The organism is Sphingomonas sp. ASV193 (assembly GCF_040203355.1).
In the GTDB taxonomy this organism is placed as follows: domain Bacteria; phylum Pseudomonadota; class Alphaproteobacteria; order Sphingomonadales; family Sphingomonadaceae; genus Sphingomicrobium.
Window position 1 is genome coordinate 58282 of record NZ_JBEHBW010000003.1, and the last position, 10918, is coordinate 69199.

At 70.2% G+C, this 10918-nt stretch carries 14 protein-coding genes; 4 read left to right on the forward strand and 10 right to left on the reverse strand.

Annotated features, from left to right (window positions below; all coding sequences use genetic code 11):
* Positions 1-34: 34 nt before the first annotated feature.
* From egtD to gluQRS, 5 genes are read right to left on the reverse strand one after another with little or no spacing between them, the layout of a single operon-like run.
* Positions 35-994, reverse strand: coding sequence for an L-histidine N(alpha)-methyltransferase (egtD, locus tag ABDK56_RS06485; protein WP_349807366.1), 960 nt, complete (start codon positions 992-994; stop codon positions 35-37).
* Positions 978-2213 (reverse strand): ergothioneine biosynthesis protein EgtB, encoded by a 1236-nt coding sequence (egtB, locus tag ABDK56_RS06490; protein WP_349807367.1) that lies wholly within the window; start codon positions 2211-2213, stop codon positions 978-980. Before egtB ends, egtD begins: the two co-directional genes overlap by 17 nt.
* Positions 2214-2259: 46 nt before the next feature.
* Complete coding sequence (locus ABDK56_RS06495; RefSeq protein WP_349807794.1) at positions 2260-2823, reverse strand: cob(I)yrinic acid a,c-diamide adenosyltransferase; 564 nt, start codon at positions 2821-2823, stop codon at positions 2260-2262.
* A gap of 3 nt (positions 2824-2826) precedes the next feature.
* Positions 2827-3033, reverse strand: a complete 207-nt coding sequence (locus ABDK56_RS06500; RefSeq protein ID WP_349807369.1) for an HIG1 domain-containing protein — start codon at positions 3031-3033, stop codon at positions 2827-2829.
* A gap of 10 nt (positions 3034-3043) precedes the next feature.
* Positions 3044-3892: a tRNA glutamyl-Q(34) synthetase GluQRS gene (gene gluQRS / locus ABDK56_RS06505; RefSeq protein ID WP_349807370.1), complete on the reverse strand. Its 849-nt coding sequence runs from the start codon at positions 3890-3892 to the stop codon at positions 3044-3046.
* A 192-nt stretch (positions 3893-4084) separates the two neighbouring features.
* Here gluQRS and ABDK56_RS06510 point away from each other — a divergent pair, with 192 nt between their 5' ends.
* The gene (locus ABDK56_RS06510; protein WP_349807371.1) at positions 4085-4651 is read left to right on the forward strand and encodes an HNH endonuclease; all 567 of its coding nucleotides are present in this window, start codon (positions 4085-4087) and stop codon (positions 4649-4651) included.
* Between the two features lie 42 nt (positions 4652-4693).
* Entirely contained in the window at positions 4694-5227 is a 534-nt protein-coding gene (locus ABDK56_RS06515; RefSeq protein WP_349807372.1) for a response regulator, read from the forward strand.
* Here the strand turns inward: ABDK56_RS06515 and ABDK56_RS06520 are convergent.
* From ABDK56_RS06520 to argH, 3 genes are read right to left on the reverse strand one after another with little or no spacing between them, the layout of a single operon-like run.
* Complete coding sequence (locus ABDK56_RS06520; protein WP_349807374.1) at positions 5224-6081, reverse strand: UTP--glucose-1-phosphate uridylyltransferase; 858 nt, start codon at positions 6079-6081, stop codon at positions 5224-5226. The two genes, ABDK56_RS06515 and ABDK56_RS06520, sit on opposite strands and share 4 nt — an antisense overlap.
* 7 nt (positions 6082-6088) lie before the next feature.
* Complete coding sequence (locus ABDK56_RS06525; protein ID WP_349807375.1) at positions 6089-6415, reverse strand: hypothetical protein; 327 nt, start codon at positions 6413-6415, stop codon at positions 6089-6091.
* Positions 6412-7794 carry an argininosuccinate lyase gene (gene argH / locus ABDK56_RS06530; RefSeq protein ID WP_349807377.1) on the reverse strand — a complete coding sequence of 461 codons (1383 nt, stop codon included), beginning with the start codon at positions 7792-7794 and terminating at the stop codon, positions 6412-6414. Before argH ends, ABDK56_RS06525 begins: the two co-directional genes overlap by 4 nt.
* A gap of 16 nt (positions 7795-7810) precedes the next feature.
* On the opposite strand from argH, the gene ABDK56_RS06535 reads away from it, so the two are divergent.
* Positions 7811-8377: a TlpA family protein disulfide reductase gene (locus ABDK56_RS06535; RefSeq protein ID WP_349807378.1), complete on the forward strand. Its 567-nt coding sequence runs from the start codon at positions 7811-7813 to the stop codon at positions 8375-8377.
* A gap of 97 nt (positions 8378-8474) precedes the next feature.
* Complete coding sequence (locus tag ABDK56_RS06540; RefSeq protein WP_349807379.1) at positions 8475-9167, forward strand: DUF3108 domain-containing protein; 693 nt, start codon at positions 8475-8477, stop codon at positions 9165-9167.
* On the opposite strand, the gene dapD is transcribed toward ABDK56_RS06540, so the two are convergent.
* Both dapD and ABDK56_RS06550 read right to left on the reverse strand, forming a co-directional pair.
* A complete protein-coding gene (gene dapD, locus ABDK56_RS06545; protein ID WP_349807381.1) occupies positions 9164-9982 on the reverse strand; it encodes a 2,3,4,5-tetrahydropyridine-2,6-dicarboxylate N-succinyltransferase in 819 nt (272 codons plus the stop codon). The genes ABDK56_RS06540 and dapD overlap by 4 nt on opposite strands.
* Positions 9979-10653 carry a pyrimidine 5'-nucleotidase gene (locus ABDK56_RS06550; RefSeq protein WP_349807382.1) on the reverse strand — a complete coding sequence of 225 codons (675 nt, stop codon included), beginning with the start codon at positions 10651-10653 and terminating at the stop codon, positions 9979-9981. Before ABDK56_RS06550 ends, dapD begins: the two co-directional genes overlap by 4 nt.
* Positions 10654-10918 lie beyond the last annotated feature (265 nt).

A 10918-nucleotide genomic window follows, 5' to 3' on the forward strand; every position in this document is an offset into this window, starting at 1 on the left:
CCGCCCATGTAGCGACGCTTGCCGCGCCGCACAATTAGGGCGCGAAGCGCTCGCGTTCGGCCTGGGCGAGGATCAGCGCGAAGTCGTCGTCGGGGGCGAGCCATTCGCGCACCGGGGTCCAGCCGCCCGCGAGCAGCAGCAGCCGTGCGCCGCGCGGACCATATTTGTGGCTGTTCTCGGTGTGGATGCTCTCGCCCGCCTGCATCTCGAAGCGGTGGCCCTCGACGCTGAAGCCGAGGTCGCGGCGCGCGACGAGGTGCATCTCGATCCGCGAATGGATGTCGTTCCACCGCGCCTCGTGGCGGAAGGCGTCGAGGGGGATGTCGCCGCCGAGCTCGCGGTTGATCCGCTCGAGCAGGTTGAGGTTGAACGCGGCGGTGACCCCCTCTGGATCGTCATAAGCGGCGATCAGCCGCTCGACCGGCTTGACCCGGTCCATTCCGATCAGGAGCCGTGCCCCGGTGCCGAGCACGTCGCGGAAGTGGCGCAGCAGGTCGGTCGCGCTCTGCGGCACGAAATTGCCGATGGTCGAGCCGGGGAAGAAGCCGATCCGGGACAGCCCGTCGATCTCGGGCGGAAGGGTGAAGGGTTTTGTGAAATCGGCCTCGACCGGGTGGACCGCGACGTCGGGGAAGCGCGCGTCGACCGCGGCGGCGGCTTCCCGCAGGTAGTCGCCGCTGATGTCGATCGGGACGTAGGCGGCAGGCTTGAGTGCTTCCAACAGGATCGGGGTCTTGGTCGAACTGCCCGAGCCGAACTCGACGAGTGCGCAGCCCTCTCCGGCGAGAGCCGCGAGTTCGCCCGCCATGCCCTCGATCAGCGCGGTCTCGGTACGGGTCGGATAATAGCTGGGGAGCCGGGTGATGTCGTCGAACAGCTCGCTCCCGCGCCGGTCGTAGAACCAGCGCGCGGGGATGGCGGGGACCGGCTCGGCCAGCCCGTTCAGCACGTCGGCGCGGAACGCCGGATCGATCGTCTCAACGGTCTTGAGCAAGACGCACTCCCGTGAACTGCCAGCGCGCGGCCGGGGGAAAGAAATTGCGGTAGGTGGCGCGCGAATGGCCGCGCGGGGTGGCGCAGCTCGCGCCCTTCAGCACGAACTGGCCGCACATGAACTTGCCGTTATATTCGCCGACCGTGCCTGCCGCGGGCGCGAAGCCGGGGTAGGGGAGGTAAGCCGACTGGGTCCATTGCCAGACGTTGCCGAACGGGTCGTTTCCGGGTGTCGGCGCGACCGGGCCGGCACGGTCGAGCTGGTGGCCGGCGCGCGGGTCGGCGTCGGCGAAGGCGGCTTCCCACTCGGTCTCGGTCGGCAGCCGTGCGCCGGCCCAGCGGGCGAAGGCGTCGGCCTCGTAATAGCTCAGATGCGCGACCGGGGCGGCGCGGTCGATGGCGCGCGCGCCGCCGAGCGTGAAGGCGCTGGCGATGTCCTCGTGCCAGTAGAGCGGGCGGTCGACGCGGTTGGCCTCGACCCAGTCCCACCCCTCGCTGAGCCACAGCGACGCGGTGCGATAGCCGCCGTCGGCGATGAACTGGATCCACTCGCCGTTGGTGACGCATCGGTCGGCGATGGCGTGGGGATGAACCAGCGCGCGGTGACGCGGGTTTTCGCAGTCGAAGGCAAAGCGGCCGGCGTCGCTGCCGATCTCGAAGAGGCCCTCGCGCCCCTCGATCCAGCCGGGCGGGGACGCGTCCTCGCCCGACGGCGGGGGAAGCGCGCCATAGGCGGGCTCGAGCGGGTTGGCGGCGAAGGTCGCGAGCAGGTCGGTGAGGAAAAGCTCCTGGTGCTGCTGCTCGTGGTGGATGCCGAGTTCGACCAGCGCCAGCGGTTGCGGCGGAAGGTGTGGCAGCGCGTCGGCGAGCGCGGCGTCGACCGCGCACCGCCAGTCGCGCACCTCGTCGAGCGTGGGGCGGCTGATCATCCCGCGCCGCGCGCGTTCGTGGCGCGCGCCCTCGCCGTTGTAATAGCTGTTGAACAGGAACGGCCAGCGCTCGTCGTGGAGCCGGTAGCCACGGACATGGTCGCGAAGAACGAAGGTTTCGAAGAACCATGTCGTATGCGCGAGGTGCCACTTGGCGGGGCTGGCGTCGGGGTGCGGCTGGATCGTCGCGTCGGCATCGCTGAGCGGGTCGGCGAGCGCGAGCGTCAGCGCCCGCGTGGCGGCCAAGCGGCTCGCCAGCGTCTCGCGCTGCAGTTCGTCGGCACGGGCCATGATGGCGTCCCCTCCCGGCTTAAACCGCCGAGCGGGCGATAAGGTTTCAACCGGCGACCCGCGTCGCCCCCGGCTGCCACTTGACCTCGTCGGCCCCGGCCACCGCGCGGGCGGTGACGAACAGATGGTCGCTCAGCCGGTTGAGATAGGCGCGCGCGTCGGGGTTGACCGGCTCCTCGGCGGACAGCGCGATGACCGCGCGCTCGGCCCGGCGAACGATCGCGCGGGCGAGGTGGGTCGCGGCGGCGGCGGGCGATCCGCCGGGGAGGATGAAGCTGTCGAGCGGGGCGAGGCCGGCGTTGATCGCGTCGATCTCGGCTTCGAGCCGGGCGACCTGCGCGGGCAGGATGCGGAGCGCGCCCTCGACCTCGACCGGGGTGGCGAGGTCGGCACCGAGGTCGAACAGCTCGTTCTGGACGCGGCGCAGCCGGGCGGCGTGGGGGTCGGACGGCGCGAGCGCCTCGATCGCGAGGCCGAGCGCGCTGTTCGCCTCGTCGACCTCGCCGATCGCGGTCATCCGTGTGCCGGCCTTCGACACGCGGCTGCCGTCGACGAGCCCCGCGCTGCCGTCGTCGCCGGTGCGGGTGTAGATCTTGGTGAGCTTGACCAGGGCCTAGCTGCCGTTCGACTTGGCGACGACCAGCAGCAGGACGACGATGACGATCGCGATGCCTTGGTAGAGCACGCGTTTCTGCATGTAGCCCTGCTGGACTTCGCCGCTGACGTCCTTGCCGTTGGCCATGGCGATAACACCGCGGACGAGGGCGTACAGGACCGCGCCCATGGCGACGACGAGCGCGAGGATGAGGAGGATGCTCATGGACGCCTATCTAGGCGTCGGCGAGGCGGAATCCTAGGGGCAGCGAACCCGCGCGGATCCGGTCCGCGAGTGCGCGCCCGTCGACCCCCGCATCGCGCATCGCCGCCAGCGTCGGGGCCCGGTCGCGCTTGGCGAGGCGGCGGCCGTCGTCGTGGAGCACCAGCGGGTGGTGGAGGTAGGTGGGCTCGGGCAGGCCGAGCAGCGCCTGGAGCAGCCGCTGGGTCGGGGTCGAGGGGCGCAGGTCGGCGCCGCGCACCACCAGCGTCACCCCGCTGTCGGCGTCGTCGACCACGCAGGCGAGGTGATAGGAGGAGGGCGCGTCCTTGCGCGCGAGGATCGCGTCGCCGATGTCGCCGGCACGCGCGGTGAAGCGCGCGCCGTCGGCCTCGCTCCACGACGGCTGCCCCGCCCGGTCCAGCGCCTTGCCGCTGTCGAGCCGCCAGCAGTGCGGGGTGGTCGCGCGTCGGTCGGGGTCGTCGGGCAATGCGCGGCACGTGCCGGGATAGCTCCCCCCCGCATCGCCGTGCGGGGCAGTGAGCGAGGCGGCGATGTCGGCGCGGGTGCAGAAGCAGGCGTAGACCAGCCCCTCGGCGCGCAGCCGGTCGAGCGCGTCGGCGTAAAGCGCGGTCCGCGCCGACTGGACCAGCGGCGGCCCGTCCCAGTCGAGCCCGAGCCACGCCAGGTCCTCGGTGATGCCGTCGACGAACTCGGGGCGGCAGCGGCCGGGGTCGAGGTCCTCGATCCGCAGCTTCCACGCGGCGCCGGCATCGCGTCCGGTGACCGCCGACCAGGCGTGGCCGAGGTGGAGCCGCCCCGAGGGCGACGGCGCGAAACGGGTGATGACGCTCGGGTGTGGCAAAAGGGACTCTTGACGCTGATTCGCCGGTCATGCTGTCATGCCATTGTCGCAGCGGCTTGGCATCCGTCGCGACGACAAGACGGAAGGACGGGCCCGACGGCCGCCGGTCTCCGCCATGTGGGTGCGATCCGCCGGGGTGGGACGGCGTTCGGGGGGCTGGTCCAGTCCACGAACGCTGGAGACCCTTGCGCCGTGTACCACCCAGAGCTTCTTCGCCACCCCGACGGTTGTCCCGCCCTCGTCCTCAACGCCGACTATACCCCGCTGAGCTATTACCCGCTGTCGCTATGGCCGTGGCAGGCGGCGGTGAAGGCGATGTTCCTCGAGCGGGTCGACGTCGTCGCGCTCTACGACCGCGAGGTGCACAGCCCAACCCACACGCTCAAGCTGCCGAGCGTGATCGCGCTTCGGCAGTTCGTGAAGCCGAGCGAATATCCGGCGTTCACCCGGTTCAACCTGTTCCTTCGCGACCGTTTCCGCTGCGTCTATTGCGGCAGCCTCAAGGAACTGACCTTCGACCATGTCGTGCCGCGCGCACAGGGCGGACGGACGAGCTGGGAGAATGTCGCCACCGCCTGCGCGCCGTGCAACCTGCGCAAGGGCGGGCGCACCCCGCGGCAGGCCGAGATGCACATCGAGTGCGAGCCCTATCGCCCGACCCACTGGCAATTGCAGGACCATGGCAAGCGGTTCCCGCCCAACTATCTCCACCAGAGCTGGCGCGACTATCTTTACTGGGACATCGAGCTCGACCCCTGATGTCCTAACACTTCGTTAACCATTTTGGGCGACGGGTAGGGGATGACCCCGGCCCCCGCCTCGCCGTCCCGAATCCTGCTGATCCAGCCGTCGAGCGGCGCGCTCGCGGTGATCGCGCGGCGGCTGGCCGAGGCGGGGCACCGGGTGGTGTCGTGCGACGCGCCCGCGCAGGCGGTCGCAGAGCTTCACCGCGCATCGGTCGACCTGGTGCTCGCCGAGATCCGCATGGTGCCGGTCAGCGGGGTCGAGCTGACCCGGCTGGTGCGCGACGACAGCGCGCTTCGCGACACGCCGGTGATCCTGATCGGCGGACGAAGCGATGCCGGGGGCGCGATCGCGGGCTTCGCCGCGGGGGCCGACGACGTGGTCGCCAAGCCGTTCGATTTCGACCTGCTGCTCGCGCGGATCGACCGCGCGCTCCGCCGGGCGAAGGCGGTACGGCAGCTCAAGGCCGACAATGCGACGCTCGACGCGCGGGTGATCGAACGCGCGGTGCAGCTCGGCGAGACGCGGATGGCGCTGGCCGAGAGCGAAGCCGAGCGGCGGCGGCTCGAACGGATGGTCATGCGCGCCTAGCGCGTCGCGAGATAATCCTCGATCACCGGGCGAAGATCGTCGCGACCGAGCGCGATCGCCAGGTTGGCGAGCACGAATCCCGCCCTGTCGCCGCAGTCGTGGCGCACCGCCTCGGCGGTGAGCGCGTGGAACGGCTGCCGGCCGATCAGCTTGGCCATCGCGTCGGTCAGCTGGATCTCGCCCCCCGCGCCGCGTTCCTTCGAACTCAGGATCGCCATCACCTCGGGCTGGAGGATGTAGCGGCCGACCACCGCGAGGTTCGACGGCGCCTCGGCGGGAGCGGGCTTCTCGACCAGCCCGGTGACCTCGGTCACCGCCCCGTCGCGCGCGCCGGGGGTGATGATCCCGTAGCTCGAGGTGCGGTCGGCGGGCACTTCCATCGCGCCGACGATGTTGCCGCCGAGCCGGGCGTAGGCGTCGACCATCTGCCGGAGCGCGCCGGGCTTGCCGACCATCAGGTCGTCGGGGAGCAGGATCGCGAACGGTTCGTCGCCGACGATGTGCCGCGCGCACCAGACGGCGTGGCCGAGCCCGAGCGGCTGCTGCTGGCGGACCGACACGATCTCGCCGAAATCGGCGCGCGAGGCCGACAGCGGGTCGAGGCTCTTGCCCGCCTTTTCCATCGTCGCCTCGAGCTCGAAGCTCATGTCGAAATAGTCGACCAGCGACGACTTGCCGCGCCCGGTGACGAAGATCAGCTGCTCGATCCCCGCCTCGCGCGCCTCGTCGACCGCGTACTGGATGAGCGGGCGGTCGACGACCGTCAGCATCTCCTTGGGCATCGTCTTGGTCGCGGGGAGCAGGCGGGTGCCGAGCCCGGCGACGGGGAAGACGGCTTTGCGGATCGGTTTCATCGGCGGCTCAGTTCGGCTGGTCGGCGGTGTCGGGACCGGTTGTCACCGGGGCGGGCTTCGTCGCCACGGCAGGCGCCGCGGGGGTGAAGCCCGCGGCGGGGGGCGGCAGGTCGAAGCGGTCGGACTCGCGCGGCTTGTTGCGGGTCAGCAGCTCGTCGACCCGCTGCGGGCGTGCCTGGGTGGTATAGGCGAGCAGCTGGTCGACCGTCGGGGTGGTCAGCGCCATGCGCGGCTTGACCGGCATCGACCGGCCCGGCGCGGGCTCGAGCGGGCCGACCCGCGCGCAGGCGCCGAGCAGCGACAGCAGCGTGGCAAGCGCGAGCGTCCGCTTCATCGTCCCTCCCGTCCCGCCTGCTGCGCGCGTGCGGCGGCGATCGCCTGCCTTACCCGCTCGGGCGCAGTCCCGCCAGCCGAGCGGCGCGCGGCGACCGAGGATTCGACGCTTAGCCGCGCCAGCGCGCGCTGGTCGATCCGCGGGTCGACGGCGCGAAGCTCGTCGAGCGTCAGCTCGTCGAGCGCCTTGCCCTTCGCCTCGGCGGCGGCGACCGCGCTGCCCGCGACATGGTGCGCCTCGCGGAACGGGACGTCGGCCTCGCTCACCAGCCAGTCGGCGAGATCGGTCGCGGTGGCATGGCCCGCGGCGGCGGCGGCGCGCATCCGTTCGGGAACGAACGCGAGGTCGGCGATCATCCCGGCCATCGCCGCGAGGCTGAGGCCGAGCAGGTCGTGCGCGTCGAACAGCGGCGGCTTGTCGTCCTGGAGGTCCTTGGCATAGGCCAGCGGCAGGCCCTTCAGCAGGACCAGCAGCGCAACGAGGTCGCCGATCACCCGCGCGCTGTGGCCGCGCACCAGCTCGGCGGCGTCGGGGTTGCGCTTGTTGGGCATGATCGAGCTTCCGGTCGACCAGGCGTCTGGCAGCTTGACGAAGCCGAACGGCTGCGAGGCCCACAGCACGATTTCCTCGGCCAGCCGCGACAGGTGGACCGAGCAGAGCGCGGCGGCGTGGAGATAGTCGACCGCGAAGTCGCGGTCGCTGACCGCGTCGAGGCTGTTGGCGGTCGGCCGGTCGAAGCCGAGCGCGGCGGCGGTGGCCTCGCGGTCGAGGTCGAAGCCGGTGCCGGCGAGCGCGGCGCTGCCGAGCGGGCTCTCGTTCATGCGGCGCCGCGCGTCGGCGAAGCGCGAGCGGTCGCGCACCAGCATCTCGCGATAGGCCATGAGGTGATGGCCGAGCGTCACCGGCTGGCCCGACTGGAGGTGGGTGAAACCGGGCATCACCGCGTCGGCGTGCTGTTCGGCGCGCGCGAGCAGCGCGTCCTCGAGCGCGTAGATCCCGGCGATCGCCTGGTCGCAGCAGTCGCGGACGAACAGCTTGAAGTCGGTCGCGACCTGGTCGTTGCGCGAGCGCGCGGTGTGGAGCCGCCCCGCCGCCGCGCCGATCTTCTGCGACAGGCGATGCTCGACGTGCATGTGGATGTCCTCGAGCGCGGGGTCCTCGACCAGCTCGCCGCGCTCGATCTCGAGCCCGACCTCGGCCAGCGCCAAGTCGATCGCGCGCGCGTCCTCGGGCGAGAGGATGTTCTGCATCGACAGCATCGCGGCGTGGGCACGGCTGGCGGCGATGTCCTGTTTCCACAACCGCTTGTCGACTGCGATCGAGGCATTTATCTCGCGCATCACCGCGGCCGGTCCACCCTGGAAGCGCCCGCCCCACATTTGATTGGAGTCGCTCTTGCGGTCGATCGTCGCTCTCCTCGCCCTGGCGTTGCTCGCCAGCGGCTGCGATAGGCAAAAGGCCCCCGCCCCTCAAGCGGCGAGTGGCGGCGCGCCCGCGCCCGCCGCCCAGCCCGGGGTAGGGCTCGACCGCACGCACAAGGGCGAGCCCTTTCCCGACGCGGTGATCAAGGATCCCGACGGCGAGGACATCGACATGAGCGAGTTCGAGGGCGCGCCGGTGCTGGTCAACCTGTGGGCGACGTGGTGCGGGCCGTGCGTCAAGGAACTGCCGACGCTCGACCGGCTTGCCGCCGCTCACCGCGCCGACGGCGGGCTGAAGGTGATCACGGTCAGCCAGGATTCGGGACCGCAGGACTCGGTCCGCGCCTTTCTCGACAAGCTCAAGGTCGGCGAGATCGAGGCCTACCAGGACCCCGACATGAAATTGTCGAGCGCGTTCAAGGTGCAGGTGATGCCGACCAGCATCCTGTTCGACCGCACCGGGCACGAGCTGTGGCGCTACACCGGCGACCGCGACTGGAGCGATGGCGACAGCGCCCGGCTGCTGGCCGAGGCCCGATAGACCCCGGTCGGTCCGCTATGGCGGTTGATCGAAAGTGCGCTTGCGCGCGACCACCCTACCCCCAACACCGGCCATCTGAACAACGAGGAGGCCGGACATGCTGATCGCGATGTTGATGGCGGGTACGACGGAATTGGCGGCCGCCCCGCTCGACGGACGACGGATTCCGACCGGATCGACCTGCTTCGCGATCGAACGGTCGGGGGCCTCGATCGGCCAGACCTTTCAGCGAGTCCGCCGGCTCCGCTTCGCGGGGCAGGACGCACTCGACATCGTCGTCCATCAGCGGGTCGGCCGATCGTTCGACATGCGCGATCACTTCATCGTCGCGCGGCGAACGCTGGCGCCGATCCTATTCGACAGCCGGCGCGGGGCAACGGTCGACGCGCCGGGCTGGCATAGGCTGTCGCTGCGCTACTCGCCGGGCCGGATCACTGGCAGCCGGCTCGATGCATCGGGCCGTCGGCCGATCGACGTGGCGCTCGACCACGCGGTGGTCGACGGCAACCTCTGGGGCATCACCTTTGCCGCGCTCCCGCTTCGCGACGGCGCCGCGTTCACGGTGCCGACGTGGCAGTACGACAAGGGCTTCGGCACCTTTTCGGTCCGTGTCGTCGGCGTCGAGAAGGTCACTGTCGGCACGCGTGCCGAGCCGGCCTGGGCGGTCGAGGTGAGAACCGGCGACGGCGAGGTCGCACGCTACCTGATCGGCCAGCGACCCGCCGAACTCGGCTATCGCGCCGGTCCAATGGCCCAGCGCATCGGCGGGGACTGCAGCGACCTCGACTAGTCGCGCAGCAGCTCGTTGATCGAGGTCTTGCTGCGGGTGCGTTCGTCGACCCGCTTGACGATGATCGCGGCGGCGAGGCCGGGGCCGCCGTCCTTACCGGGCAGCGTTCCGGGCACGACCACCGAATAGGCCGGGACGCGGCCGTAGACGACCTCGCCGGTGGCGCGGTCGACGATCTTGGTCGAGGCGCCGATGAACACGCCCATGCTGATCACCGCGCCCCGTTCGACCACCACGCCTTCGGCGACCTCGCTGCGGGCGCCGATGAAGCAGTCGTCCTCGACGATCACCGGGCCGGCCTGGAGCGGTTCGAGCACCCCGCCGATCCCGGTCCCGCCCGAAATATGGACGTTGCGCCCGATCTGCGCGCAGCTGCCGACCGTCGCCCAAGTGTCGATCATCGTCCCTTCGCCGACGTGCGCGCCGATGTTGACGAAGCTGGGCATCAGCACCGCGTTCGGGGCGATGTAGGCGCCCTTGCGGACGATCGCGCCCGGCACCGCGCGGAACGCCGCCGCCTTGAATGCCGCCTCGTCCCAGCCGAGGAACTTGCTGTCGACCTTGTCGAACCACGGCGCGCCGCCGGGACCGCCCGCGATCGGCTGCATCGGGTTGAGCCGGAAGCTCAGCAGCACCGCCTTCTTGAGCCACTGGTTGACGCGCCACTGGCCTTCGACCGGTTCGGCGACGCGCGCCTCGCCGCGGTCGAGCAGGCCGATCGCCTCGGCGACCGCGGATTTGAGCGACGGGTCGGTCGGATCGAGCGACTCGCGCCGGTCCCATGCGCCGTCGATGATCGTCTGAAGCTCGCTCATGCCGCCTGTTCCTCGAGGATTTGCGTCAGCCACTCGCCGACGTCGCCGATGACGACGTCGACCACGGCCGGGTCGAAATCGTGACTACCGCGTTCGCTGCCGTTGTCGACCCATACCGTGGTCATGCCGAGCGATTTGGCGGGCACGAGGTTGCGCGCCATGTCCTCGACCATCACCGCGCGCGCCGGATCGATCGCGAACTGGTCGAGCAGCTTCTTGTAGCCGTGGAGTTCGGGCTTGGGGACGAGGTCGGCGGCGAAGACGTCGTGGAGATGATCGACTTGCGCCGCGATCCCGAGCCGGTCGAGCACCTTCCATGCATAATCGGCGTTGCCGTTGGTATGGATGAACTTGCGCCCCGGCAGCCGCGCGATGGCGGTGGCAAGGCGGTCGTCGGGGAGGACGCGGTCGAGCGGAATGTCGTGCACATCGGCCATGAAATGGTGCGGGTCGACGTCGTGGTGCTTCATCAGGCCCGCGAGCGTGGTGCCCGAGCCGTGGAAATGCATCTTCTGGATCCGCCGCGCCTCGGCCCAGTCGACCCCGAGCAGCCGCTCGATATAGGCGGTCATGCGCTGGTCGATCAGTTCGAACAGCCGGCTGGCGGACGGGTAGAGGCAATTGTCGAGATCGAAGATCCAGTCGCCGATGTCGGAAAGCCGCAGGTCCATCGGAAACGGCGGATAGTCGACATTTTCCCTTCATCAAACGGAAAGCTTTGATTAGGCATATCGTTGCTCAATAGTGTAGCTATTTCAGTTACTTGGGCGGGGTATGGCGAAAATGAACCGATATATGGCAACGACGGCCTGCGCGCTGATGCTCGCCTTGTCGGCTTGTGGCGGCGATTCGGGCGGGGGTGGGCCGATCTCGACGCCGACCCCTACGCCCACTCCGACGCCGACCCCTACGCCCACACCGACGCCGACCCCTACC